This window comes from Enterobacter cloacae complex sp. IR5441, assembly GCF_049238215.1.
GTDB lineage: Bacteria > Pseudomonadota > Gammaproteobacteria > Enterobacterales > Enterobacteriaceae > Enterobacter > Enterobacter hormaechei_C.
Genome location: NZ_JBMKIA010000021.1, coordinates 51,176 through 75,323 on the forward strand (window position 1 = coordinate 51,176; position 24,148 = coordinate 75,323).

Below are 24,148 nucleotides of genomic sequence, written 5' to 3' on the forward strand. Positions count from 1 at the left end.
CGTCGCTTTACGACAGCATAACTGGCCGCGCTTCAGCGCGGCTTTTTTATGGACGCAGGAAACTCCAGCGACATCACTGCCGGTAAACGTTTGACCAGCATATCTATGGCAATTCTTACCCTTAGCGGCAGGTGTGGCGTCTGCTGCCAGACGGCATGAACGTCGAAGCGTACATCCGGGGCCTGCTTTAAGAGCGGGACAAGATCTCCCTGCTGAATTTCTTTAATGACCATCCAGCAGGGTAGCCACGCAAGGCCGTGGCCGGCCAGCGCCGCGTCGCAGATCGCCTGTAAATCATCCATATTGAGCGATGAGCGGGGAATAAACGTGCGCGACGTGCCATCGTAATCCATCAGCTGCCAGGGTAGGACTCTGCCCGCACGCGTGTAGTTAATGGCCGTATGCTGGCGTAGATCATCAACGGTTTGCGGCTGGCCATTCTTAAACAGGTAATCCGGCGCGGCGCACAGCACCATCCGGTGCTCCCCCAGCCTTCTGGCGACCAGCACGCTGCTGTCAGCCAGAGCGCCATTGCGCACCGCCATATCAAACCCTTCTTCCACGAGATCCACGACGCGGTCGCTGAAGGACATTTCAAGCTCAAGCCCGGGATGCTCCTGCGCCAGCTCTATTAGCAGCGGGGCGATACACTGGCGACCAAACAGCACCGGCACGGCAACACGCAGCCGACCGCTGACCTGATGTTTTCCGGTTTCAAGCTGCGATTCAGCGCCACGGATCTCCTCCAGCGCGCGCAGGCAGCGTTCATAAAAAAGCGCGCCGTTATCGGTCAGCCTCTGACTGCGGGTGGTCCGGTGAAACAGACGAACCCCCAGCCTCTCTTCAAGACGAGCAATGCTTTTTCCTACCGCCGAGCGCGACAAATGCAGACGGACGGCGGCCTGGGCAAAACTTCCTGCCTCAACGGAGGCAACGAAGACGGGAATATCTTTCAGCGTATCGGTCATGGACGGATTGTGTCAATTTGGTCATCAATGAAGGGAAAACTTATCGCCACTGGCGACGCTGAGTCAACGGTAGACTGTCAGAACTGAAAATCATCTGATGACAGGAGAAAAAAATGACTGAAACAATGCAACGCTGGTCAATGGATGCCCTTGGTCGTGAAAGCCTCAGGCTCGTTCAGGAGCCTGTTCCACAGCCAGGCCCGGGGGAGGTTCGCGTAAGGGTTAATGCCGTTGCGCTCAACTACCGGGATAAAATGGTGATTGAAGGCACGATGCCGATTCCGCTTTCCTTCCCGTTTACCCCAGCATCTGACATGGCAGGCGTAGTGGACAGCACCGGCGAAGGCGTTACGCGTTTCAAGCCCGGCGCACGCGTCATCTCAACCTTCTTCCCGGAATGGATCGACGGCAAGCCGCAGGCAGACGCGCGCGATTTGCCCTATAAAACGTCCGGTGGATACTTCCAGGGCATGCTGGCCGAATATGTGATTGTGAGTGAAAACGCGCTGGTGGCGTCCCCGGAAAGCCTGGATGACGCTGAGGCCAGCACGCTTCCTTGCGCGGGGCTCACCGCCTGGTTTGCGCTGGTGGAGCGCGGTCATTTACGCGCCGGGCAATCGGTGCTGGTACAAGGGACGGGCGGTGTGGCGCTATTCGCTTTGCAGATAGCAAAAGCGCACGGCGCAGAAGTTATTGTTACGTCGGGGAGTGATGAAAAACTGGCGCGGGCCAAAAAGCTGGGGGCCAGCCAGGGCATCAACCGACTGAAAGGCGACTGGGCTGAAAATACGCTGGCACTGACGCAGGATCGCGGCATCGACCATATTATCGAAACGGTGGGTGGGGAGAACCTGAGACATTCCCTGCGCGCCGTTGCCGTTCATGGGCGGATATCGGTCATTGGCGTGCTGGCCGGAACAGAAATTTCTCTGCCTGCAAGCGAGCTGTTGCTGAAATCTCCCGTCATTCAGGGGATTGGGGTTGGACACCGCCGGGCGCTGGAAGATTTTGTCCGTGCTGTTGATGTCACGGAGTTAAAACCGGTGATTGAGCATCGCTACCGCTTTGACGAGCTGGAACAGGCGCTTGAACATCTGGATCGCGGTGCGTTTGGCAAAATCGTTCTCACCCGCGAGTGAGTTCCCGTTCCCGGGATAAACGTAAAAGGGGCTTTTTGTTGCGCAAGGTAGCTCTATTTTTGTGTGCTTAATCGCGTTAGCATGAGGTAGCACTCATTTATCCCGGGGACCTCATGGCTATCAAACTCATTGCAATCGATATGGACGGCACGCTGCTGCTGCCAGACCACACTATCTCTCCTGCCGTTAAAAATGCGATCGCCGCCGCACGCGAAAAAGGCGTGAACGTGGTGCTCACCACCGGACGCCCGTATGCCGGGGTGCACAGTTACCTGAAAGAGCTGCACATGAACCAGCCTGGCGATTACTGCATCACCTATAACGGCGCGCTGGTGCAAAAGGCAGCCGATGGCAGCACGGTGGCGCAAACTGCACTGAGCTATGATGACTACCGTTTCCTGGAAAAACTCTCCCGCGACGTGGGCTCTCACTTCCACGCGCTCGATCGCAATACGCTTTACACCGCCAACCGCGATATCAGCTACTACACGGTGCACGAGTCCTACGTTGCAACCATTCCACTGGTGTTCTGCGAAGCGGAGAAAATGGACCCGGCGACCCAGTTCCTGAAAGTGATGATGATTGATGAACCTGCGGTTCTCGACAAAGCCATCTCACGCATTCCGGCTGAGGTAAAAGAGAAATACACCGTGCTGAAAAGTGCGCCGTACTTCCTCGAAATCCTCGATAAACGCGTCAATAAAGGCACGGGCGTCAAATCGCTTGCCGATGCGCTGGGCATCAAGCCTGAGGAGATCATGGCGCTGGGCGACCAGGAAAACGATATTGCGATGATCGAATATGCGGGCATGGGCGTGGCGATGGATAACGCCATCCCGTCGGTAAAAGAAGTGGCGAACTTCGTGACTAAATCTAACCTGGAAGACGGCGTTGCCTGGGCGATCGAGAAATTCGTTCTGTCGTAACAAGTGCTTTGAAAGATTAGCCCCGGTTATTAACCGGGGCTTTTTTTGGCCCTGAATTTATCAAATTGTTCTTTTTGTGATCTGTATTGTAGTACAACATTAACTGATTGTACTACATTGTCACCACGGCAAAGACGAAAGGCCTCACGTTTGTACTGCAAAAGTGAGGCGAAATTCAGCGGTCGCGGTAAAGTAGTGATGGACTTACAGAGCACAAGGACTCTCCATGACACTCAATAAAACCGATCGCATTGTCATCACGCTGGGCACTCAGATTGTGGGTGGCAAATACGTTCCCGGTTCGCCGCTGCCAGCAGAGGCGGAACTGTGCGAGGAGTTTGAAACCTCGCGCAACATCATTCGGGAAGTGTTCCGCTCGCTGATGGCGAAGCGGCTGATTGAAATGAAGCGCTATCGCGGCGCGTTTGTGGCGCCGCGTAACCAGTGGAACTACCTCGATACCGATGTTCTGCAATGGGTGCTGGAAAACGACTACGACCCACGGCTCATCGGCGCGATGAGCGAAGTTCGAAATCTGGTGGAACCGGCCATCGCCCGCTGGGCGGCAGAGCGCGCAACGTCAGGTGACCTGGCACAGATTGAGTCGGCTTTAAACGACATGATCGCCAATAACCAGAATCGGGAGGCGTTCAACGAAGCGGACATTCGTTACCACGAAGCGGTATTGCAGTCGGTGCATAACCCGGTTTTACAGCAGCTTAGCGTGGCGATCAGCTCGCTACAGCGAGCAGTATTTGAACGTACCTGGATGGGCGATGAGGCCAACATGCCGAAAACGCTTCAGGAACATAAAGCGCTGTTCGATGCGATACGGCATCAGGACGGCGATGCGGCAGAGCAGGCGGCGCTGACCATGATCGCCAGCTCGACACGAAGGTTGAAGGAAATCACATGACATCACGCTACATCGCAATTGACTGGGGATCGACCAATCTGCGCGCCTGGCTCTACCAGGGTGAGCAGTGCCTGGAAAGCAGGCAATCAGAAGCAGGTGTGACGCGCCTGAACGGTAAATCCCCCGCAGCGGTGTTAGCAGAAGTGACACAAAACTGGCGCGACGGTACTACGCCAGTGGTGATGGCCGGAATGGTCGGCAGTAACGTGGGGTGGAAGGTCGCGCCTTACCTGTCAGTTCCGGTGCATTTCACCGCCGTTGGCGAGCAGTTAACGTCCGTTGTCGACAATGTCTGGATTATTCCCGGTTTATGCGTCTCTCGCGACGATAACCATAATGTGATGCGCGGCGAAGAGACGCAGCTGCTCGGGGCGCGCACCCTTTCTCCTTCTTCCGTCTACGTCATGCCCGGGACGCACTGCAAATGGGTCCAGGCGGATGCTGAGCAAATTCATGATTTCCGCACCGTGATGACCGGCGAACTGCACCACTTGCTGCTTAAGCATTCGCTGGTGGGGGCCGGTTTGCCGGAGCAGACCCCTTCGCCGGAAGCGTTTGCCGCCGGGCTTGAGCGCGGGATCGCATCCCCTGCCGTTTTGCCGCAACTTTTTGAGGTTCGCGCCTCGCACGTGCTGGGAAATCTTCCGCGCGAACAGGTCAGCGAATTTCTGTCCGGCCTGCTGATTGGCGCAGAAGTCGCCACTCTGAGCGACGCGTTCGCCGGGCAGCAGGCCATCACGCTCGTCGCGGGTTCATCGCTGACGTCTCGTTACCGCCAGGCGTTCCACGCTATCGGACGGGATGTTGCTGCGGTGGAAGGCGACACGGCATTTCAGGCAGGCATAAGGAGCATCGCTCATGCAGTGGCAAACTGAACTTCCCCTGATCGCGATTTTGCGCGGTATCACGCCCGGAGAGGCCTTAGCGCACGTTGGCGCGGTGATCGACGCCGGGTTCGACGCGGTGGAAATCCCGCTCAACTCCCCGGAGTGGGAAAAAAGCATTCCGGCAGTTGTGAAGGCGTTTGGTGATAAGGCGCTGATTGGCGCTGGCACCGTATTACAGCCGGAGCAGGTGGATGAACTGGCGAAAATGGGCTGCAAGCTTATCGTCACACCGAATATCAACCCCGAGGTGATCCGCCGGGCGGTGGATTACGGCATGACCGTCTGCCCGGGTTGCGCCACGGCCACAGAAGCCTTTGCCGCCCTCGATGCGGGCGCACAGTCTCTCAAAATTTTCCCGTCGTCGGCCTTTGGTCCGGATTACATCAAAGCGCTGAAAGCGGTCTTACCCGTCAGCGTGCCGGTCTTTGCCGTGGGCGGCGTCACGCCGGAAAACCTGGGCCAGTGGATGAGCGCGGGCTGTGTGGGCGCGGGGCTGGGCAGCGATCTCTATCGTGCAGGTCAGCCCGTTGAGCGTACCGCACAGCAGGCGGCAGCATTTGTGAAAGCGTATCGAGAGGCAGTGCAATGAAAATAACCAAACTCACCACGTACCGTTTACCCCCGCGTTGGATGTTCCTGAAAATCGAAACCGACGAAGGCGTGGTTGGCTGGGGCGAGCCGGTGATTGAAGGCCGTGCGCGAACCGTTGAAGCCGCGGTTCACGAGCTGGGCGAATACCTGATTGGCCAGGATCCGGCGCGCATCAACGACCTGTGGCAGGTCATGTACCGGGCGGGCTTCTACCGCGGGGGGCCGATTCTGATGAGCGCAATCGCCGGTATTGATCAGGCGCTGTGGGATATCAAAGGCAAAGTGCTCAATGCCCCGGTCTGGCAATTAATGGGCGGCCTGGTGCGCGACAAAATCAAAGCCTACAGCTGGGTGGGCGGTGACCGCCCTGCGGAAGTGATCGACGGTATCCGGCAACTGCGCAACATCGGTTTTGACACCTTCAAACTCAACGGCTGCGAAGAAATGGGCGTTATCGACAACTCGCGCGCGGTAGACCGGGCGGTGAATACCGTGGCGCAAATCCGTGAAGCCTTCGGCAACGAGATTGAGTTTGGTCTGGATTTCCACGGCCGCGTCAGCGCGCCAATGGCCAAAGTGCTGATTAAAGAGCTGGAGCCGTATCGCCCGCTGTTTATCGAAGAGCCGGTGCTGGCCGAGCAGGCGGAATACTATCCGAAACTGGCTGAACAGACGCACATTCCCATCGCGGCGGGGGAACGCATGTTCTCGCGCTTCGAGTTTAAACGCGTGCTGGAAGCGGGCGGCATTGCGATCCTGCAACCGGACCTCTCCCACGCGGGCGGCATCACCGAATGCTACAAAATTGCCGGAATGGCAGAAGCCTACGATGTGGCGCTGGCGCCGCACTGTCCGCTTGGGCCGATTGCGCTGGCGGCCTGCCTGCACGTCGACTTCGTCTCCCGCAATGCGGTGTTCCAGGAACAAAGCATGGGCATACACTATAACAAGGGCGCGGAGCTGCTCGACTTTGTGAAAAACAAAGAAGACTTCAGCATGGAAGGTGGTTTCTTTAAACCGTTAACAAAGCCGGGCCTTGGCGTGGAGATCGACGAAGCCAAAGTCATTGAGCTGAGTAAAAGTGCGCCGGACTGGCGTAACCCACTGTGGCGTCTTGAAGACGGTTCCGTAGCCGAGTGGTAAATCGCCGGATGGCGCTACGCTTATCCGGCCTACTCTCTCGTAGGCCCGGTAAGCGAAGCGCCACCGGGCAAAAAAAACGTACATAGAAAAAATATAACCCTCTGTAAATTACAGGGCATGGTGAGCGGCTTCGCTATGCCCAAAATCTGGAGACAGATTGCGATGGATATTCCAGTTACTGCTGCAAAAACCGGGCGTCGTCGTTACCTGACGCTGATCATGATCTTTATTACCGTGGTCATCTGTTATGTCGACCGCGCCAACCTTGCCGTGGCATCGGCTCATATTCAGGAAGAGTTTGGCATCACCAAAGCGGAAATGGGCTACGTCTTCTCGGCGTTTGCCTGGCTGTATACGCTCTGTCAGATCCCCGGTGGCTGGTTCCTTGACCGCGTGGGTTCACGTCTGACCTACTTTATCGCTATTTTTGGCTGGTCCGTGGCGACCCTGTTCCAGGGCTTCGCGACCGGGCTGATGTCGCTGATTGGCCTGCGCGCCATCACCGGGGTGTTTGAAGCGCCGGCGTTTCCGACCAACAACCGCATGGTGACCAGCTGGTTCCCTGAACACGAACGCGCTTCCGCTGTTGGTTTTTACACCTCCGGGCAGTTTGTTGGTCTGGCGTTTCTGACGCCGCTGTTAATCTGGATCCAGGAGCTGCTGAGCTGGCACTGGGTGTTTATCGTCACCGGCGGGATCGGCATTATCTGGTCGCTCATCTGGTTTAAGGTTTATCAGCCGCCGCGCCTGACCAAAAGCATCACCAAAGCCGAACTGGACTACATCCGCGACGGCGGTGGCCTGGTGGATGGCGATGCGCCCGTGAAAAAAGAGGCGCGCCAGCCGCTGACCAGAGCGGACTGGAAGCTGGTCTTCCACCGTAAGCTGGTGGGCGTGTATCTGGGACAGTTCGCGGTGACCTCCACGCTGTGGTTCTTCCTCACCTGGTTCCCGAACTATCTGACCCAGGAAAAAGGTATTACCGCGCTGAAGGCAGGCTTTATGACCACCGTACCCTTCCTTGCGGCGTTTTTCGGCGTCCTGCTCTCGGGCTGGCTGGCGGATAAGCTGGTGAAAAAAGGCTTCTCGCTGGGCGTTGCGCGTAAAACGCCGATTATCTGCGGACTGCTGATCTCTACCTGCATCATGGGAGCGAACTACACCAACGATCCGGTGTGGATCATGACCCTGATGGCGGTAGCGTTCTTCGGAAACGGTTTTGCCTCCATCACCTGGTCGCTGGTGTCGTCCCTGGCGCCGATGCGTCTGATCGGCCTGACTGGCGGCGTGTTTAACTTCGTTGGCGGCCTGGGCGGGATCACCGTACCGCTGGTCATCGGTTACCTGGCGCAGGACTACGGCTTTGGTCCGGCTCTGGTGTATATCTCTGCCGTGGCGCTGATCGGGGCGCTCTCCTACATCCTGCTGGTCGGCGACGTTAAACGAGTAGGCTAATCCCTTCGGATGTTTTACCCTGATGCGATAACCGCGCATCAGGGTATTTTCATGAAACAAATCACCTTCGCTTCCCGCAACCACCAGCTCACCAACATCAACATCTGGACGCCAGACAGCCAGTGGCTTGTCTATGATGTCCGCCCGTCCGGCGCGTCGTTTACCGGTGAAACCATTGAGCGGGTCAATGTTAGTACGGGCGAGGTTGAGGCGATCTACCGTGCGACTGACGGCGCGCATGTCGGCGTGGTAACCGTTCATCCGGCGCAGGAAAAATATGTTTTTATCCACGGCCCGAAAAACCCGGATGCAGACTGGCAGTATGATTTTCACCATCGTCAGGGGGTGATTGCGCACAATGGTCAGGTGAGCAATCTTGATGCGATGGATATCACCGCGCCTTACACCGCAGGCGCGCTGCGTGGCGGCAGCCACGTCCACGTTTTTAGCCCGAACGGGCAGTTCGTCAGCTTTACCTACAACGACCATGTGCTGCACGCGCGCGATCCGCAGCTGGATTTGCGTAACGTCGGGGTGGCGGCGCCTTTTGGCCCGGTAAACCCACAGGGGAACCATCCGCGGGAATATGCCGGCACCTTCTGGAGCGTACTGGTAAGCCGTACAACGCCGAACCCGAAACCGGGCAGCAATGAGGTAAACCGCGCCTATGAAGAGGGCTGGGTGGGCAACGACAGGCTGGCGTTTATCGGCGATACGGTGTCTGCGAAAGGCGAGAAAGTGCCCGAACTGTTTATTGTCGATCTCCCCAAAGACGAGCAGGGCTGGAAACGGGTGGGCGATGCGCCGTTGCAGGGAACGCCTGATACAATGCCCGCGCCGCCTGCGGGCGTAACGCAACGTCGCTTAACCTTCACCCATCAGAAGGCGTATCCGGGGCTGGTGAACGTACCGCGCCACTGGGTGCGCAGCAATCCGCAGGGGACGCAGATTGCGTTTTTAATGCGGGACGATAACGCCGTTGTGCAGCTGTGGCTTATCTCCCCTGAGGGCGGCGAGCCGCGTCAGCTAACCCACACTGAGCGTGATATTCAGTCGGCCTTTAACTGGCATCCTTCCGGCAACGGGCTGGGATTTGTGCTTGCAGGCCGTATTGCCTGCTGCGATGCGCAGACCGGAGAGGTGACGTTTTTGACGTCCGATCACGGCAATCCGCCGTCTGCTGACGCTGTGGTGTTTTCCCCGGACGGACGATCTATTGCATGGATGGAAGAGAAGGACGGTTTCCGCCAGCTGTGGCTAACGGAAACCGCACAGAATTAGCGTGGAGGCATCTCTGCGGGCGGGATGACGGAATTGGTCGCCAGCTTTTCCTGCTCGCTTTTCTCAACGCGCGAACGCACTGAGCTGTCGGTGCGGAACATATCCCACGGCAGCAGAAGCGTATCGGCAACCGCCGTAAACGGCATATCAAGAATCGCCAGAGATTTGGTACCCCAGTTTGTCTCATCATCAGAGATCATTGCGGCACTGGCGCGCGTCCCCGGATATGTTCCTTCTTTACCGCCGGTGTGCGACATCACGCTCGAACACCCGCAAAGTAAAACAACCCCGCTGAACGACGCCAGCTTAATCAGAACATTTCTCATCATCACTCAGTCATCTTTAGTAGCACGGCATTGACCTGCAACTCAGGGTTATAGCGAGGCGCGTCCAAAATGGATAGCTCAAAACTCCCGCACTGTGGTCGTCATCGCAATTTAACCCTTTGTGCTGTGCCCCTGAGTCTATGCGACAACCAGCAAAGTGCAAAAAAATCTCACATCAACAGTCTTGAAAAGGCCGTATCCAGACCCATTTTAAGAATGTAACCCGATAACGGACACGCCTGATGGGTGTTCGGGGAAGCAGAAGCCTGTCCATGGTGGAAGGCTACATTTTCTCGCTGATTTCAGGAGCATTTATCCATGCGTAATTTCGATCTCTCTCCGCTATACCGTTCTGCCATTGGTTTCGATCGTCTGTTCAACCACTTAGAAAACAACCAGAGCCAGAGCAACGGCTATCCTCCTTACAACGTTGAACTGGTTGACGAAAACCACTATCGCATTGCGATTGCTGTTGCCGGTTTCGCAGAGAGCGAACTGGAGATCACCGCGCAGGACAATCTGCTGGTGGTGAAAGGCTCCCATACGGCCGAGCAGAAAGAACGAACCTACCTCTACCAGGGCATCGCAGAGCGCAACTTTGAGCGCAAGTTCCAGCTGGCTGAGAACATCCACGTCAAGGGCGCGAACCTGGTGAACGGCCTGCTGTTTATCGAACTGGAACGTGTGATTCCGGAAGAGAAAAAACCGCGTCGTATCGAAATCAACTAATTACGCGGGTCGCGTGAGCGGCCCACCCGAACTTGCTTGCCGTAACGGGAGCATATGCGAATCCGCAAGGGTTTGCAGGTACAACTGTGCACAAAATTAAACTGTGCCGAACTCGCTTCTCAGAAGGAGATTTAGTATGCGTAACTACGATTTATCCCCCCTGCTGCGTCAGTGGATCGGTTTTGACAAACTGGCTAACGCGCTGCAAAGCGCAACCGAACAGCAGACCTTTCCGCCGTACAACATCGAAAAAAGCGATGATAACCACTACCGCATCACGCTTGCGCTGGCCGGGTTCCGCCAGGAAGATCTCGACATCCAGCTTGAGGGTACGCGCCTGACCGTGAAAGGGTCACCGGAAAAACCAGACACCGAGACCAAATGGCTGCATCAGGGGCTTGTCACTCAGCCGTTTAGCCTGAGCTTTACCCTGGCAGACCATATGGAAGTTTCTGGCGCGACGTTCACTAACGGGCTGCTGAACATTGACCTCACCCGTAACGTGCCGGAAGCCATTGCGCCTCAGCGCATCGCCATTAGCGAACGCCCGGCGTTGAACAGCTAAACCACGTTTTTGCCGGGTGGCAAACCTGCCGATCCTGTAGGTCGGGTAAGGCGCAGCCGCCACCCGACTCGCTCACAGATGCCATGAAGCCCTGCCCCGGCAGGGCTTTTTTGTGCGCCATCGCCCATACAACCGCCGTCAGCTCTGAGAGAATCCTTAGCATAACTATGGTTATACACAGGATGTGGATCATGAGTGATATCGCGTTAACCGTTAGCGTGTTGGCCCTTGTCGCGGTAGTGGGGCTATGGCTGGGGAATATCAAAATCCGCGGCGTCGGATTTGGCATCGGTGGGGTGCTGTTCGGCGGGATTTTTGTCGGCCATTTTGCCGACCAGCTTGGGTGGGTGCTCAGCGCCGATATGCTGCATTTCATCCAGGAGTTCGGCCTGATCCTCTTTGTGTATACCATCGGTATTCAGGTGGGGCCGGGCTTCTTCGCTTCCCTGCGCGTCTCCGGTTTACGCCTTAATCTCTTTGCCTTCGGCATCGTCGTGATGGGTGGGCTGGTTACCGCCATTCTGCATAAACTCTTCGCGATTCCGCTGCCCGTTGTGCTGGGCATCTTCTCCGGCGCCGTCACGAATACGCCCGCGCTCGGGGCGGGCCAGCAAATTCTGCGCGATCTGGGTATCCCTGCTGATGTCGTCGATCAGATGGGGATGAGCTACGCCATGGCCTATCCGTTTGGCATTTGCGGTATTTTGCTCTCGATGTGGCTGGTGCGCGTGCTGTTCCGCGTTAACGTCGAGCAGGAGGCAAAAGAGCATGAAAGCACGCTGACCAACGGCCATGCGCTCATTAAAACCATCAACATTCGCGTCGAAAACCCCAACCTGAACAATATGGCGATACAGGATGTTCCCATTCTGAACAGCGCGACCATTATCTGTTCCCGCCTGAAACGTGATGAAACGCTGATGGTGCCTTCACCGGATACCCTTATTCAGCACGGCGATCTCCTGCATCTGGTAGGGCAACCGGCGGATTTAAACAATGCCCGGCTGGTGATCGGTCAGGAGGTGGATACCTCACTCTCAACCCGTGGAACGGACATGCGCGTGGAGCGCGTGGTAGTGACCAATGAGAAGGTTTTGGGCAAGAAAATACGCGATTTGCAGGTTAAAGAGCGTTATGACGTGGTGATCTCCCGGCTTAACCGCGCCGGTGTCGAGCTGGTGGCCAGCCAGGATGCCAGCCTGCAATTCGGTGATATTCTCAACCTCGTCGGGCGTCCCTCATCCATTGATGCCGTAGCGGACATGGTAGGCAACGCCCAGCAAAAACTCCAGCAGGTGCAGATGCTGCCGGTCTTTATCGGCGTCGGGCTTGGCGTCATGCTTGGCTCCATCCCCCTGTACGTGCCCGGCTTCCCGGTAGCACTGAAGCTGGGTCTGGCAGGCGGGCCGCTCATTATGGCGCTGATCCTCGGGCGTATCGGCTCCATCGGTAAGCTCTACTGGTTTATGCCGCCGAGTGCTAACCTGGCGCTGCGGGAGTTAGGCATCGTGCTGTTTCTGGCGGTGGTGGGGCTGAAATCCGGCGGCGATTTTGTCGATACTCTGGTCAACGGCGAAGGGATGAGCTGGGTAGGATACGGCATATTTATTACCGCTATCCCACTGATAACGGTCGGATTACTGGCACGTATCTTCGCTAAAATGAACTATCTCACGCTGTGCGGCATGCTGGCCGGTTCCATGACCGATCCGCCCGCGCTGGCGTTCGCCAACAACCTGCACGCCACCAGCGGCGCGGCGGCGTTGTCCTACGCCACGGTTTATCCGCTGGTGATGTTTCTGCGCATCATCACCCCGCAGCTACTGGCGGTGCTGTTCTGGGGGATGGGCTAACAAGTCTTCCGGGTGGATGCGCCGCAGATGGTAGTCCACCTGGTAATCGCTGGTGTTCCGGAACATCACGGAATAATTGAGGAACTCGCCGCTGTCGCTGTAGGAAAGGGAGGTGATGCGCAGCAGCGGCGTCTGTTCCGGCACATTCATATAACCGGCCAGCTGTTTATCTGCCAGCACCGGCGTCAGGCTCTCGTAGTTGCCGCTGATGGTGATCCCGCATTCCTTCTCGATGTAATCAAACTTAGATCCTTCGAGATGCGCCAGGGAAAGATTGCGGAACAGCTTCACCGGCATAAAGCTGTCCTCCAGCATCAGCGGTTTTCCGTCCACGTAACGCACCCGCCTTGAAAAATAGATCCGCTCATCAACCTGAATCCGCAGCTGGCTGGCGATGGCGGGCGGCGCGGGCATCACTTCAAACTGCAACACCTTGCTCTGCACTTCTTTCCCCTGCTGGCGCAGCACCTCCACCAGCCCGGTCAGGTTAGTCGTTTCATGATGAACGTCTTTGCGCGCCACGAACGTCCCGCTGCCGTGTCGACGTTCAACCAGCCCCCAGCTTACCAGCAGATCCAGCGCCTTGCGGATGGTCATCCGGGCTACGCCAAACTCCTTTGCCAGCGCTTTTTCTCCGGGTAACGGACTGCCAATGTTGTAGTCCGAGGAATTCAGCCGCAGCCGCAGCCGATCGGCAATTGATTTGTAGATCACCAGTAGACCTCTCTGCGCACATCATGGCGTGGATTACGTCTTAACTTGTCTATTTTTATTTTAAAAAGTAGACCTGATTGGTCAAATTAAAACCATGAATGCGATCACGAATCGCAGCGGCATACCATGTTGCTGCATCAGTAAGTTCTTATGCTCACCTCAGGCCAGTAAAAAACCATAAAGGCCTCTATCCCCTACAGGTTGTTTCATGAGGATTTAAAAATGCTCAGTCAAATACAACGTTTTGGCGGCGCCATGTTCACCCCGGTTTTGCTGTTTCCCTTTGCCGGGATCGTGGTTGGGATCGCCATCATGCTTCGCAATCCGCTGTTTGTCGGTGAGGCCTTAACCGCGCCGGATAATCTGTTCGCGCAAATTGTTCACATCATCGAAGAGGGCGGCTGGGCGGTGTTCCGAAATATGCCGCTGATTTTTGCTGTCGGCTTACCGATTGGCCTGGCAAAGCAGGCGCAGGGCCGCGCCTGTCTGGCGGTGCTGATTAGCTTCCTGACCTGGAACTACTTTATCAATGCGATGGGGATGACCTGGGGTCACTTCTTTGGCGTCGACTTCTCTGCTGAACCCACTGCCGGCAGCGGGCTGGCGATGATTGCCGGAATCAAAACGCTTGATACCAGCATCATCGGGGCGATTATCATTTCCGGGCTCGTCACCGCCATCCACAACCGATTTTTCGACAAGCCGTTGCCGGTCTTTCTGGGGATTTTCCAGGGCACCTCGTTTGTCGTTATCCTCGCGTTCTTCGTCATGATCCCCTGCGCCTGGCTGACGCTGCTGGGATGGCCGAAAGTGCAGATGGGCATTGAGTCGTTGCAGGCCTTTCTACGTACCGCTGGCGCGCTGGGCGTATGGGTTTATACCTTCCTGGAACGCATTCTGATCCCAACCGGATTGCACCACTTTGTCTACGGCCCGTTTATCTTCGGCCCGGCTGCGGTAGAAGGCGGCATTTAGGTCTACTGGGCACAGCACCTTCAGGAATTCAGCCAGAGCACTGTGCCGCTGAAAACGCTGTTTCCGGAGGGCGGATTCGCGCTGCACGGCAACTCTAAGGTGTTTGGCTCAGTCGGTATTGCGCTGGCTATCTGGTATACCGCGTCGCCGGAGAACCGCGTCAAAGTGGCAGGTCTGCTGATCCCGGCCACGCTTACCGCCGTGCTGGTGGGCATTACCGAACCGCTGGAGTTCACCTTCCTGTTTATCTCGCCGTTGCTGTTTGCCATCCACGCCGTGCTGGCCGCAACGATGGCGACGGTGATGTATACCTTCGGGGTGGTGGGGAACATGGGGGGCGGTCTGCTGGACCAGTTCCTGCCGCAAAACTGGATCCCGATGTTCCATAACCACGCCTCGACGGTATTCACCCAGATTGGCATCGGCCTCTGCTTCACCGGGATCTACTTCGTGGTCTTCAGAACGCTTATCGAACGTCTGAATCTCAGAACGCCGGGCCGGGAAGAGAGCGAAATCAAACTCTACAACAAAGCCGACTATAAGGCCGCGCGCGGGCAAACCACCGCCCCGGCGGCAGCCAGCCAGCAGATCGGGCAGGCTGCTGGGTTCTTACAGGCGCTCGGCGGCGCAGCAAACATCGAAAGTATCAATAACTGCGCCACCCGCTTGCGTATCGCCCTGGTGGATATGACGAAAACCCAAAGCGACGACGTCTTCAAAGCCCTGGGCGCACACGGTGTGGTGCGGCGCGGCAACGGCATACAGGTGATTGTCGGTCTGCACGTTCCTCAGGTGCGCGACCAGCTGGAATCGCTGATGAAAACCCCCTTAACAAACGAACAAACCACTCTGACAGAGGCTATATCATGAAAAAATTCTCAGTTGTTATTGCAGGCGGCGGCAGTACATTCACGCCTGGTATCGTCCTGATGCTGTTAGCCAACCGTGACCGTTTCCCGCTGCGTGCGCTGAAGTTCTATGACAATGACGGAGCACGTCAGGAGATCATCGCCGAGGCGTGCAAAATCATCCTTAAGGAGCAGGCGCCGGAGATTGAATTTAGTTACACCACCGATCCTGAAGCGGCCTTTACCGATGTGGATTTCGTGATGGCGCATATTCGCGTGGGCAAATACCCCATGCGTGAAAAAGATGAAAAAATCCCGCTGCGCCACGGCGTGCTGGGCCAGGAAACGTGCGGGCCGGGCGGCATCTCCTACGGCATGCGCTCCATCGGCGGCGTGCTGGAGCTGGTGGATTACATGGAGCAGTACTCCCCGAACGCGTGGATGCTGAACTACTCCAACCCGGCGGCGATTGTCGCGGAAGCCACGCGCCGCCTGCGTCCGAACGCGAAAATTCTCAACATCTGCGACATGCCGATCGGCATTGAAGGACGTATGGCGCAAATCGTCGGTCTGAAAGACCGCAAAGAGATGCGCGTGCGCTACTACGGTCTGAACCACTTCGGCTGGTGGACGTCGATTGAAGATCTGAACGGCAACGATCTGATGCCGAAACTGCGCGAATACGTGCCGAAAAACGGTTATGTTCCGCCTTCGGAAGATGCGCATACTGAAGCGAGCTGGAATGATACTTTCGCCAAGGCTAAAGACGTACAGGCGCTGGATCCGGACACCATGCCGAACACCTACCTGAAGTATTACCTGTTCCCGGACTATGTGGTCGCCCATTCCAACCCGGAGCGTACCCGCGCCAATGAAGTGATGGATCACCGTGAGAAGCATGTATTCAGTTCATGCCGGGCGATTATCGAAGCCGGTCATTCTTCTGCCGGTGAACTGGAAATCGACGAACATGCGTCGTACATCGTCGATCTGGCGACCGCGATCGCCTTTAATACCCAGGAACGCATGCTGCTGATTGTGCCTAACAATGGGGCTATCCATAATTTTGACGCCGACGCGATGGTAGAAATCCCTTGTCTGGTCGGCCACAACGGACCGGAGCCGCTGACCGTGGGTGATATTCCGCACTTCCAGAAAGGGCTCATGAGCCAGCAGGTGGCAGTGGAAAAACTGGTGGTGGACGCCTGGGAGCAGCGCTCGTATCAGAAACTATGGCAGGCGATTACCCTGTCGAAAACCGTACCGAGCGCATCGGTGGCGAGGGCGATTCTGGACGATCTGATTGAAGCCAACAAAGAGTACTGGCCGGAACTGCATTAATTTTCCTGACCGGCATCGCCAGATGCCGGTCTCCTTGTCCTGGCTGAATTACGCTATGCTGAAGCCTGCATGCAGCACGACAAGGAACCTTCATGAACATTTCCCGCCTCGGTGAAGCACCGGACTACCGCTTCTCACTGGCTAACGAACGCACGTTCTTAGCGTGGATCCGCACCGCCCTGGGCTTTCTGGCCGCAGGTGTCGGTCTTGATCAGCTCGCCCCCGATTTTGCCACCCCGTTGATTCGCGAAGTGCTGGCCCTGCTGCTGTGCCTGATTGCCGGTGTGCTGGCGATTTATGGCTATCTGCGCTGGCTTAGAAATGAAAAGGCGATGCGTCTGAAGCAGGATCTCCCCTACACGCGCGGCTTGCTCATCATTAGTACGATTTTGCTGATGGTTGCGGGCGTAGTGATGTTACTGGTGTTGTATGCCGGATAGCCGCAAAGCACGGCGGGAAGCGGACCCCGGGCTTCAGCCGGAGCGAACCTCGCTGGCCTGGCTGCGCACGCTGCTGGGGTATGGCGCGCTGATCGCTCTTGCCATTAAGCACAACTGGCACCGCACGGGGGCGCCATTCTGGATCTCCATTGTTGTGCTGGCGCTGGTAGCCGTCATTTTATGGCGCTACACCCGCAGCCGTAACCTGATGGACGTGGCGCAGAACGACTTTGCGCAGCCGAAAGCGGTGCGGGATAAGTTCCTCATCGCCCTGGCCGTGCTGTCGTTGTCACTGCTGTTTGCGGTAACCCACATTCAACAAATTTTGCACCTGTAGGCCGGGTAAGGCGTAGCCGCCACCCGGCATAATTACTTCCCTTTAGCTAAATACTTCGCCATCTCATCCTCCGGCACCATGCCGCCGCCGGTCGCCCACACCAGGTGGGTAACGTTCTCATCGGCATCGACGCGCAGCGGCCCGGCCATCCCCGCCAGCGCCGACGGCTCGAGGCGAATCCCTTCCTCCTGAGCCAGCCAGCCGAGCATGTCGTACATGCTCTGGTCGGAAAGGGTGTAGAACCCGTCAAGCAGGCGTTCCATCGCGCGGCCCACGAAGCCGGAGGCACGTCCTACCGCCAGACCGTCCGCCGCCGTCACGTTATCAATGCCCAGATCCTGCACGGCGATTTCATCGTGCAGCCCGGTATAAACACCCAGCAGCATACACGGCGAGTGCGTGGGCTCCGCGAAGAAGCAGTGGACGTTATCGCCAAAGGCCAGCTTCAGGCCAAACGCCACGCCGCCGGGGCCACCGCCGACGCCGCACGGCAGGTAGACATACAGGGGATGATCGGCATCCACCACGCGCCCCTGCGCGGCAAACTGCGCTTTCAGGCGTTCACCTGCAACCGCATAGCCCAGGAACAGCGTGCGTGAGTTCTCATCGTCAATAAAGAAACAGTTCGGATCGCTTTCCGCCGCTTTGCGTCCTTGCTCCACCGCCACGCCATAATCCTGCTCATATTCCACGACGATCACGCCGTGGCTGCGCAGTTTGGCTTTCTTCCACTCGCGGGCGTCGGCGGACATATGCACCGTGACCTTAAAGCCGATGCGCGCGCTCATAATGCCAATAGACATCCCCAGGTTGCCGGTTGAACCCACGGCAATGCTGTACTGGCTGAAAAAGTCCTTAAAGCGCGGCTCCAGCAGAATGCTGTAGTCGTCTTCGAGGCGCAGCAACCCGGCTTCCAGCGCCAGTTTTTCCGCATGGGCCAGCACCTCATAGATACCGCCGCGCGCTTTAATGGAGCCGGAAATCGGCAGATGGCTGTCTTTTTTTAGCAGCAGTGTGCCTGGAATGGCCTTGCCGGACTCTTTCTCCAGCCGCTTTTGCATCGCCGGGATCGCGACCAGTTCGGATTCGATAATCCCGCCCGTCGCCGCCGTTTCCGGGAAGGCTTTCGCCAGATACGGCGCGAAGCGTTTCAGGCGCGCGTGCGCGTCGTCTACGTCGGCTTTGGTCAGCCCGACATACGGCAACCCTTCCGCCAGCGTCGTGGTGCGCGGGTTAAGCCAGGTGATCTCTTTCAGGGCAATCAAATCCGCCAGCAGCGGAAACCGGTCAATGAGGCTGGTAAGGTCAGTCGTTTTCATAATCTGTCTCAGAATTTAGTTCGTTCTGACTCTACACCAATTGTGAAAAAGCATGCTAAATACAGAGTAAAGCATTTGATTATTTGCAAGGGGCATCGTGTTAAAGCCGTTGATTGTCACCGTGTTAGCGATCGCTTCCGGCTGGGCCTGTGCCGCTGAGCCGCCGCTGACGGCTGCCCGTTACGCGCAGATGCTGGGCGTCGGAATGGATGTCGACTGGGCACGCACCGAGCGCGGTATCCGCGAGTTCGACCCGCTGGTGGTCCGTGATTTTCAGGTGAAAGGCATACACCATGTCCGTATTCGGGTGGCGGGCGAACCGACGGAAGCGCGGCTGATTCACCTGCGTAAGCTGGTGGAGGCCTGCGAGCAATACGGCGTCATCCCCATCATCGCTTATCAGGCCGATGAATATAAAAACGACCCGAAAGCGGATACCGAAAAAGAGGTGATTAACTGGTGGATTGCCGTGGCGCACTATTTTGGTCAGCGCTCGCCGTTGCTGGGCTTTGACCTGATCTACGAACCGGCGGACAAGCTCAACCACAACGTTGCTTCGCTCAACCGGGTGTATGAGAAAGCGATCAAAGACATTCACGCCATTGATGCCAGCCGCATGATTTTTATCGCCCCTCGTCTGCGCGCCGCGCCGGAGGATTTATCCAGCCTGAAGCTGCCCGCGCACAGCCAGAATTACCTGCTGGCGGAGTGGCATATTTTCCCCTGGGGCCCGCTGAAAACGAACGGTAAATACCCGTGGACGTCCGGAACTGCGGCTGAGAAAGCGGCTATCCGTAACCGAATCAACGCCGCGCTGCACTGGCAACAAAAAACCGGGCATGTGAGCTGGGTTGGCGGTTGGGGGGTGGGCGAATCGAAAAGCCTGACGCCAACCGCCTCGCAGATGGCGTTTGCCACGTTTATGGCGTGCGAGCTGCAACAGGCCAACATCCCGTATGCGATAAACGCCGATGTTCAGTTTTATGACGGGGAAGAGGGGGCGTGGCGGCCTGCCCCAGAGCGGCTATTGCAGGCGATGATTGCGCCCGTCTGTGAAAAGCCCGGCGAGAAGCCGGGCCATCATGCGGTTAAACCGGCTGTTCGTGATGCGAGACACGCGACGCCAGCGGCAGCCAGCACAGCAAAATCAGCAGCCCCATCAGGGTCATCAGCAAGCCTAAACTCGCCTGCCCGGTCTGCGGCATCATAGCCGAAAGCCAGGCCAGCGCGCCGGAACCGATGTTCTGCAAACCGCCCACCAGCGCGCCTGCCGTGCCTGCGAGGAACGGGAACGGCTCCATCGCGCCGCTGGTGGCGAGGGGAAACAGCATGCCCGCGCCGAAGAAGAACAGCGCCGCCGGGATGAGCAACGTCCAGACCGACATCACGTCAAACAGCCCCGGGATCCACATCATCAGCCCGGCCAGCAGACAGCTGATCACCGACTGCCACATCAGCGTGGAGAAACGCTTGTTCGGACGTCCGGCGAACCATGCGCCGAAGAACGCCGCTGGGATCGGCAGAATAAACAGAATACTCACCACCATGCTGCTCAGGCCAAGGCCTGCGCCCAGCAGCACGCCGGAACAGGCTTCAAACACCGCAATTCCCGCCAGGCCGCCGATTAGCATCAACAGATAACAGGTAAAGGACCCATTACCGAACAGCGTTTTGTAGCTGGCGATGAGCTTCGTGCGCGGCGCGTCTTTTGGGCGGGTTTCCGGCATCCAGCGCGCCATGCTGAAGGTGACAATAATGCACAGCACCAGCAGGAAGGCGTAACAGGCGCGCCAGGACCAGACGGTGTCCAGCAGACCCCCAATCAGCGGGGCCAGTAGCGGGCTGACCAGAATACCCATATTTAACAGACTGTTGGCGTGACGAAGCTGTGTGCCCTGGTACATATCACGCGGCAGGGTACGCGCCATAACCCCGCCAACGCCGGTGCCCACGCCCTGGAGGGCGCTGGCGGCAATCAGGACGGTCAGGCTGTGCGTGGTAATGGCAATCACCGTTGCTACCATGAAAATGCTCATGCCCACCAGAATGACCGGACGACGCCCGACGCGATCGGACAGGGGACCATAAACCAGCTGTGAAACGCCATAGGTCAGCAGATAGGCTGCCATCACGCTCTGGACTGCACCTTCGCGGACGCTCAGATCTTTTGCCATATCGGCAATCGCCGGAATGTAGATGGTTTGTGCCATCTGCCCGACGGCCACCAGTAACACCAGCATCAACAATAAGTTCACGTTCCGTTGCTTTTTCATGTCGCTGAATACTTTTGCCAAAAGAGATAAATAAAGAATAAGTGACTACGCATTCCCATAAATGCGCGAGGAATCTACCACAGAGAGATGACAATTTAAGCATTACTGTGATGAATGACAGAAGACGTGAAGGCAGGATTTGTAAACAAGATCGGCAACTAATGTTGCCAGCGAATTACGCCAGGCGCAGCAGGACCGCACCGGCAGCAATACCCAGTGCCGCCGCGATGCGCAGGCCGGCAACCTTCTCTTTTAAAAGCACAAATGCGATTAATGCGCCGAAGAGAATAGAGGTTTCACGCAGTGCCGCGACCACAGCCAGCGGTGCCTGGGTCATCGCCCAGAGTGCCAGACCGTAAGATCCCATCGTCCCGACACCGCCGAGCAGCCCTTTTTTCCAGTGCAGGCGCAGGTAGCTGGACGCTTCGCGACGCCGCGCCACCATTGCCCAGCTCAGCAGGCAGAAACCGTTCATGAAGAAGGTCCAGAGCGTATAGCCCAGCGCAGTGTCCGAGAGTCGCACACCGGTGCCGTCCACCAGGGTATACCCGGCGATAAAACAGGCGTTCAGCAGCGCCAGCCAGATCCCCTTGCGTGACTGCATGCGGCCATTCATCGCCATGGCCAGAATCGACAGACAAATGACCCCAATGCCGGACCAGGCAAGCCAGGAGAGATGATCCCCGAGCACCAATACGCTGATCAGCGCCACCAGCAGAGGAGCCGTCCCGCGCATAAGGGGGTAGGTCTGGCTCATGTCGGAGACCTGATAGGTCTTCGCTACCAGCACGGTGTACACCACCTGTAACGCACAGGAGACGAACAAATATGGCCAGCTTGCGGCAGTTGGCTGAGGAGAGAAGGGCAGTAAAATCAGGGCAATAAGCGCGGCTGAACCGCTGACTCCGATCGCCGAGTAGAGTTTATCCGTTCCGGCTTTAACGATGGCGTTCCAGCTGGCATGCAGCAGTGCGGCGAACAGTAAAATGCAGAAAACGGTGATGGTCATGGCGTATAGGTTGGTGAAATGTCATCCAACTGTAACATTCACCCGTCGATGCTGCCAGCCGCTTACACTGCGCAAAAAAGGCGGTGCGTCACCCGGGGTTCGTCTGACACCAGCCTGAAGCCCGCCCGATGGTAAAATCCGTACGCGGTTTCCGGCGCATGGGTATTAAGAAAATCAAACCAGATGCTGGCATCCGCCATCACCACGGTCAAAAGCTGTTTGCCTATGCCCTGCCCACGGCACTTCTCGCTGACGTAGAGATGACGAATACGTCCGGCGCGCGGCTGCTGGCTGAACGGATCGCGATTAAGGCCGCACACGCCCACCAGCCTGCCGTTAAGAAACGCCCCCAGCAGTTTTTCACCCGGCGCGTTAAAGCGGTTTTCACCCCGCTGCCAGTTCTCTTCCAGCCTGCGCAGCATATTGAAATTCAACGCGATACTCTCCGCCTTCAGGGCGATATACCCGGGTTCATCGGGCGTGACGGGCTCAATTAACAGACGCGACATAGCATTCCCTCGTTATTAAAGAGGGGCGGTTGCCCGCCCCTCTCAGGTGCGACTTGAACCTGAATCACCGAACGTATTTCAGGACAGCATCAAGCAGTTGCAATACAGCAACAATGAGTTTGAGGACAAGTATGACCATATCCACGACGCTCATACGCGTCTCCTTTTGGTTAAAAGGAGCACGATGCTGGCGTACCTTTCCGCCGCCTGTGGCCAGCACCTGGATTGACGTAACACAGTGTGCTCACTTCAGGGGTTAAGGCACTGACGGCACCACCCGTTTCAGCCAGGACTTCGTTGCGCCGGTAAACTGCGGCCCCCTCGCTCACTGCGAACACCCTCAGTATAGATAAATACTGTATGTATGAACAGTATTTTATGGACAAAATTTGGAAGGCGATCCATACTCAAAAACGTCAAAATCCGTGCCGGAATTGCGCGTTCGTCTTCGATCGCGTATACTTTTCGCGTTGACGTAACACAGTGTGTTCTGCGGCAACCAACCGCAAAACCCTGATAAAAACCTCGCTTAGGCGGGGTTTTTTGTTTTCAGGGCAGCCCAGAAAAGGTGCTTGTTGACTTATTGGCAATGGGTGCGGCTGGCATGCAGTATGATTCAATGATTAATTTAATAAGTTCTAATAAGCAGTGGTTCTGGTTCTAGGCCACTTATACAAGTTTACGTCTCTCAATACATAAACTCATTCCAGACATCAATACTCTTCTGAAAGTGAAAAAATGGTATCGACTATAATTGCAGTAAATAATAATGAACTAATTTATATTTTTCTTAAATATTTGCGGGGTTAACCCTCCTTAATTTGAATTATTCGATTTTTCATTGTACTATCTATAACCACGCGCATAGTATGGATACATTATGCAGGCATCTGATTATTTAAAGATGAAGTTCCAAAGCGACAGGCAGTTGGCTATTTATGGGCAGCAGGGCGTTGCAGGGACGTGGAAAGCATTACAGGGGATCGGCTCTGATATTTACTCAGGAATTGAGCGTGTAAGTTGGTACTCATCATGCTTAATCCCCAGCTATCACGATGTGTGTGACGAGCTTCTCTCAGAAGAAAAGAGAATGTACCTCTCAATTCTCTCGCTTTACCGTTATCGCGATGTAATAGCCCACATGCTATATCTTTATTTTGAAAGTGTTATTTCCGATTCTGAAAATGGAAATGAAAACAATCGCGTTCGTAAGATGGATTCAAAAGTAACCGGGCTTGTTAATAACATACCGACCAGCAAGGCCGCGCGTTTAGCGATAGCATGGGGTCTGGCCAAATCCCTTTCCGAATCTGGCCTGCTGTCTGAAATCGTCGTCGAACGGCTTGCACGCCGCGTACCTAACGTAGTCATGGCGCTTCAATTGATTGGAACGGAACAGAAGTGCGCTCTTGCTGCTCGTCGCCTGAAAACATTGGACCCTAAGTATTACGCCACCCTCTATGCCGCACAACTGGAGATGCTTTACTCTGAGAGATCCCCTCATAATTTCCCCAAAGCGTAACCATGTGTGAATAAATTTTGAGCTAGTAGGGTTGCAGCCACGAGTAAGTCTTCCCTTGTTATTGTGTAGCCAGAATGCCGCA

General features: G+C 56.4%; 24 protein-coding genes, 2 pseudogenes and 1 other annotated feature. Of the genes and pseudogenes, 17 read left to right on the top strand and 9 right to left on the bottom strand.

All coding sequences use genetic code 11. The features are described from left to right. Positions 1–32: 32 nt before the first annotated feature. Positions 33–968, bottom strand: coding sequence for a LysR family transcriptional regulator (locus tag ACOTX5_RS18980; RefSeq protein WP_017383699.1), 936 nt, complete (start codon positions 966–968; stop codon positions 33–35). Positions 969–1,081: 113 nt separating this feature from the next. Between ACOTX5_RS18980 and ACOTX5_RS18985 the strand changes: the two genes are divergently transcribed. From ACOTX5_RS18985 to ACOTX5_RS19020, 8 genes are all read left to right on the top strand, one after another. Then, positions 1,082–2,107, top strand: coding sequence for a zinc-dependent alcohol dehydrogenase family protein (locus ACOTX5_RS18985; RefSeq protein ID WP_045910992.1), 1,026 nt, complete (start codon positions 1,082–1,084; stop codon positions 2,105–2,107). 113 nt (positions 2,108–2,220) lie between these two features. Further along, positions 2,221–3,033 carry a sugar-phosphatase gene (yidA, locus tag ACOTX5_RS18990; RefSeq protein ID WP_023295661.1) on the top strand — a complete coding sequence of 271 codons (813 nt, stop codon included), beginning with the start codon at positions 2,221–2,223 and terminating at the stop codon, positions 3,031–3,033. A gap of 226 nt (positions 3,034–3,259) precedes the next feature. After that, a complete protein-coding gene (gene dgoR, locus ACOTX5_RS18995) occupies positions 3,260–3,949 on the top strand; it encodes a D-galactonate utilization transcriptional regulator DgoR (RefSeq protein WP_003861109.1) in 690 nt (229 codons plus the stop codon). Beyond that, a complete protein-coding gene (locus tag ACOTX5_RS19000; protein ID WP_033487036.1) occupies positions 3,946–4,824 on the top strand; it encodes a 2-dehydro-3-deoxygalactonokinase in 879 nt (292 codons plus the stop codon). The genes dgoR and ACOTX5_RS19000 overlap by 4 nt, the downstream gene beginning before the upstream one ends. Continuing rightward, positions 4,808–5,425 carry a 2-dehydro-3-deoxy-6-phosphogalactonate aldolase gene (locus ACOTX5_RS19005; protein ID WP_045333540.1) on the top strand — a complete coding sequence of 206 codons (618 nt, stop codon included), beginning with the start codon at positions 4,808–4,810 and terminating at the stop codon, positions 5,423–5,425. Before ACOTX5_RS19000 ends, ACOTX5_RS19005 begins: the two co-directional genes overlap by 17 nt. Then, positions 5,422–6,570: a galactonate dehydratase gene (dgoD, locus tag ACOTX5_RS19010; protein WP_017694024.1), complete on the top strand. Its 1,149-nt coding sequence runs from the start codon at positions 5,422–5,424 to the stop codon at positions 6,568–6,570. The genes ACOTX5_RS19005 and dgoD overlap by 4 nt, the downstream gene beginning before the upstream one ends. Before the next feature lie 117 nt (positions 6,571–6,687). Beyond that, entirely contained in the window at positions 6,688–8,025 is a 1,338-nt protein-coding gene (locus tag ACOTX5_RS19015; RefSeq protein WP_015570129.1) for an MFS transporter, read from the top strand. Between the two features lie 51 nt (positions 8,026–8,076). Beyond that, the gene (locus ACOTX5_RS19020) at positions 8,077–9,306 is read left to right on the top strand and encodes a DUF3748 domain-containing protein (RefSeq protein WP_074166478.1); all 1,230 of its coding nucleotides are present in this window, start codon (positions 8,077–8,079) and stop codon (positions 9,304–9,306) included. On the opposite strand, the gene ACOTX5_RS19025 is transcribed toward ACOTX5_RS19020, so the two are convergent. Next, complete coding sequence (locus tag ACOTX5_RS19025; protein WP_017383693.1) at positions 9,303–9,635, bottom strand: YceK/YidQ family lipoprotein; 333 nt, start codon at positions 9,633–9,635, stop codon at positions 9,303–9,305. The two genes, ACOTX5_RS19020 and ACOTX5_RS19025, sit on opposite strands and share 4 nt — an antisense overlap. 247 nt (positions 9,636–9,882) lie before the next feature. Then, positions 9,883–9,957 (top strand) — a sequence feature (ROSE (Repression Of Heat Shock gene Expression) occurs in the 5'-region of heat shock genes and acts as an RNA thermometer to modulate expression.). Here ACOTX5_RS19025 and ibpA point away from each other — a divergent pair. The 3 genes from ibpA to ACOTX5_RS19040 all read left to right on the top strand — a co-directional run bounded on the left by ibpA (position 9,951) and on the right by ACOTX5_RS19040 (position 12,779). Next, positions 9,951–10,361, top strand: a complete 411-nt coding sequence (ibpA, locus tag ACOTX5_RS19030) for a small heat shock chaperone IbpA (RefSeq protein ID WP_006177605.1) — start codon at positions 9,951–9,953, stop codon at positions 10,359–10,361. Its footprint overlaps the feature before it by 7 nt. Positions 10,362–10,497: 136 nt before the next feature. Beyond that, entirely contained in the window at positions 10,498–10,926 is a 429-nt protein-coding gene (gene ibpB / locus ACOTX5_RS19035; protein WP_015570126.1) for a small heat shock chaperone IbpB, read from the top strand. A gap of 191 nt (positions 10,927–11,117) precedes the next feature. Next, positions 11,118–12,779 (top strand): putative transporter, encoded by a 1,662-nt coding sequence (locus ACOTX5_RS19040; protein ID WP_017694020.1) that lies wholly within the window; start codon positions 11,118–11,120, stop codon positions 12,777–12,779. Here ACOTX5_RS19040 and ACOTX5_RS19045 read toward each other — a convergent pair. Beyond that, on the bottom strand, positions 12,747–13,493 hold the full coding sequence (locus ACOTX5_RS19045) for a GntR family transcriptional regulator (RefSeq protein ID WP_017383690.1): 747 nt from the start codon (positions 13,491–13,493) through the stop codon (positions 12,747–12,749). The two genes, ACOTX5_RS19040 and ACOTX5_RS19045, sit on opposite strands and share 33 nt — an antisense overlap. 222 nt (positions 13,494–13,715) lie before the next feature. Here ACOTX5_RS19045 and ACOTX5_RS19050 point away from each other — a divergent pair. The 4 genes and pseudogenes from ACOTX5_RS19050 (at position 13,716) to ACOTX5_RS19065 (ending at position 17,434) form a co-directional block, all read left to right on the top strand. Beyond that, positions 13,716–15,338, top strand: a pseudogene (locus tag ACOTX5_RS19050) (alpha-glucoside-specific PTS transporter subunit IIBC). Next, positions 15,335–16,657, top strand: coding sequence for a 6-phospho-alpha-glucosidase (locus ACOTX5_RS19055; RefSeq protein WP_059452869.1), 1,323 nt, complete (start codon positions 15,335–15,337; stop codon positions 16,655–16,657). The pseudogene ACOTX5_RS19050 and the gene ACOTX5_RS19055 overlap by 4 nt, the downstream one beginning before the upstream one ends. Positions 16,658–16,749: 92 nt before the next feature. Next, positions 16,750–17,097 carry a YidH family protein gene (locus tag ACOTX5_RS19060; protein WP_003861080.1) on the top strand — a complete coding sequence of 116 codons (348 nt, stop codon included), beginning with the start codon at positions 16,750–16,752 and terminating at the stop codon, positions 17,095–17,097. Beyond that, on the top strand, positions 17,087–17,434 hold the full coding sequence (locus tag ACOTX5_RS19065; RefSeq protein WP_045910988.1) for a DUF202 domain-containing protein: 348 nt from the start codon (positions 17,087–17,089) through the stop codon (positions 17,432–17,434). Before ACOTX5_RS19060 ends, ACOTX5_RS19065 begins: the two co-directional genes overlap by 11 nt. A gap of 32 nt (positions 17,435–17,466) precedes the next feature. Here ACOTX5_RS19065 and dsdA read toward each other — a convergent pair whose 3' ends face one another. After that, a complete protein-coding gene (dsdA, locus tag ACOTX5_RS19070; RefSeq protein ID WP_045910987.1) occupies positions 17,467–18,753 on the bottom strand; it encodes a D-serine ammonia-lyase in 1,287 nt (428 codons plus the stop codon). A gap of 97 nt (positions 18,754–18,850) precedes the next feature. Here dsdA and ACOTX5_RS19075 point away from each other — a divergent pair. Next, positions 18,851–19,936 (top strand): annotated as a pseudogene (locus ACOTX5_RS19075) (cellulase family glycosylhydrolase); the annotation flags it as partial. Here ACOTX5_RS19075 and emrD read toward each other — a convergent pair. From emrD to tisB, 4 genes are all read right to left on the bottom strand, one after another. Next, positions 19,842–21,026 (bottom strand): multidrug efflux MFS transporter EmrD, encoded by a 1,185-nt coding sequence (gene emrD, locus ACOTX5_RS19080; RefSeq protein WP_015570118.1) that lies wholly within the window; start codon positions 21,024–21,026, stop codon positions 19,842–19,844. The pseudogene ACOTX5_RS19075 and the gene emrD overlap by 95 nt on opposite strands. 175 nt (positions 21,027–21,201) lie before the next feature. Next, positions 21,202–22,035: a DMT family transporter gene (locus ACOTX5_RS19085; protein WP_015570117.1), complete on the bottom strand. Its 834-nt coding sequence runs from the start codon at positions 22,033–22,035 to the stop codon at positions 21,202–21,204. A gap of 62 nt (positions 22,036–22,097) precedes the next feature. Then, the gene (locus ACOTX5_RS19090) at positions 22,098–22,544 is read right to left on the bottom strand and encodes a GNAT family N-acetyltransferase (protein WP_003861064.1); all 447 of its coding nucleotides are present in this window, start codon (positions 22,542–22,544) and stop codon (positions 22,098–22,100) included. 64 nt (positions 22,545–22,608) lie between these two features. Continuing rightward, positions 22,609–22,698, bottom strand: coding sequence for a type I toxin-antitoxin system toxin TisB (gene tisB, locus ACOTX5_RS19095; RefSeq protein WP_017383683.1), 90 nt, complete (start codon positions 22,696–22,698; stop codon positions 22,609–22,611). Positions 22,699–23,424: 726 nt separating this feature from the next. Here tisB and ACOTX5_RS19100 point away from each other — a divergent pair. Next, positions 23,425–24,066, top strand: a complete 642-nt coding sequence (locus ACOTX5_RS19100; RefSeq protein WP_234101245.1) for a hypothetical protein — start codon at positions 23,425–23,427, stop codon at positions 24,064–24,066. Here ACOTX5_RS19100 and ACOTX5_RS19105 read toward each other — a convergent pair. Next, the coding region (locus tag ACOTX5_RS19105; RefSeq protein ID WP_223230349.1) for a hypothetical protein at positions 24,045–24,148 on the bottom strand (104 nt) is incomplete at its 5' end. The two genes, ACOTX5_RS19100 and ACOTX5_RS19105, sit on opposite strands and share 22 nt — an antisense overlap.

Bases quoted from the DNA above. Each gene is read 5' to 3' on its own strand.
- ACOTX5_RS18980 (WP_017383699.1), bottom strand. From the start codon at position 968: ATGACCGATACGCTGAAAGATATTCCCGTCTTCGTTGCCTCCGTTGAG.
- ACOTX5_RS18985 (WP_045910992.1), top strand. From the start codon at position 1,082: ATGACTGAAACAATGCAACGCTGGTCAATGGATGCCCTTGGTCGTGAA.
- yidA (WP_023295661.1), top strand. From the start codon at position 2,221: ATGGCTATCAAACTCATTGCAATCGATATGGACGGCACGCTGCTGCTG.
- dgoR (WP_003861109.1), top strand. From the start codon at position 3,260: ATGACACTCAATAAAACCGATCGCATTGTCATCACGCTGGGCACTCAG.
- ACOTX5_RS19000 (WP_033487036.1), top strand. From the start codon at position 3,946: ATGACATCACGCTACATCGCAATTGACTGGGGATCGACCAATCTGCGC.
- ACOTX5_RS19005 (WP_045333540.1), top strand. From the start codon at position 4,808: ATGCAGTGGCAAACTGAACTTCCCCTGATCGCGATTTTGCGCGGTATC.
- dgoD (WP_017694024.1), top strand. From the start codon at position 5,422: ATGAAAATAACCAAACTCACCACGTACCGTTTACCCCCGCGTTGGATG.
- ACOTX5_RS19015 (WP_015570129.1), top strand. From the start codon at position 6,688: ATGGTGAGCGGCTTCGCTATGCCCAAAATCTGGAGACAGATTGCGATG.
- ACOTX5_RS19020 (WP_074166478.1), top strand. From the start codon at position 8,077: ATGAAACAAATCACCTTCGCTTCCCGCAACCACCAGCTCACCAACATC.
- ACOTX5_RS19025 (WP_017383693.1), bottom strand. From the start codon at position 9,635: ATGATGAGAAATGTTCTGATTAAGCTGGCGTCGTTCAGCGGGGTTGTT.
- ibpA (WP_006177605.1), top strand. From the start codon at position 9,951: ATGCGTAATTTCGATCTCTCTCCGCTATACCGTTCTGCCATTGGTTTC.
- ibpB (WP_015570126.1), top strand. From the start codon at position 10,498: ATGCGTAACTACGATTTATCCCCCCTGCTGCGTCAGTGGATCGGTTTT.
- ACOTX5_RS19040 (WP_017694020.1), top strand. From the start codon at position 11,118: ATGAGTGATATCGCGTTAACCGTTAGCGTGTTGGCCCTTGTCGCGGTA.
- ACOTX5_RS19055 (WP_059452869.1), top strand. From the start codon at position 15,335: ATGAAAAAATTCTCAGTTGTTATTGCAGGCGGCGGCAGTACATTCACG.
- ACOTX5_RS19060 (WP_003861080.1), top strand. From the start codon at position 16,750: ATGAACATTTCCCGCCTCGGTGAAGCACCGGACTACCGCTTCTCACTG.
- ACOTX5_RS19065 (WP_045910988.1), top strand. From the start codon at position 17,087: ATGCCGGATAGCCGCAAAGCACGGCGGGAAGCGGACCCCGGGCTTCAG.
- dsdA (WP_045910987.1), bottom strand. From the start codon at position 18,753: ATGAAAACGACTGACCTTACCAGCCTCATTGACCGGTTTCCGCTGCTG.
- emrD (WP_015570118.1), bottom strand. From the start codon at position 21,026: ATGAAAAAGCAACGGAACGTGAACTTATTGTTGATGCTGGTGTTACTG.
- ACOTX5_RS19085 (WP_015570117.1), bottom strand. From the start codon at position 22,035: ATGACCATCACCGTTTTCTGCATTTTACTGTTCGCCGCACTGCTGCAT.
- ACOTX5_RS19090 (WP_003861064.1), bottom strand. From the start codon at position 22,544: ATGTCGCGTCTGTTAATTGAGCCCGTCACGCCCGATGAACCCGGGTAT.
- tisB (WP_017383683.1), bottom strand. From the start codon at position 22,698: ATGAGCGTCGTGGATATGGTCATACTTGTCCTCAAACTCATTGTTGCT.
- ACOTX5_RS19100 (WP_234101245.1), top strand. From the start codon at position 23,425: ATGCAGGCATCTGATTATTTAAAGATGAAGTTCCAAAGCGACAGGCAG.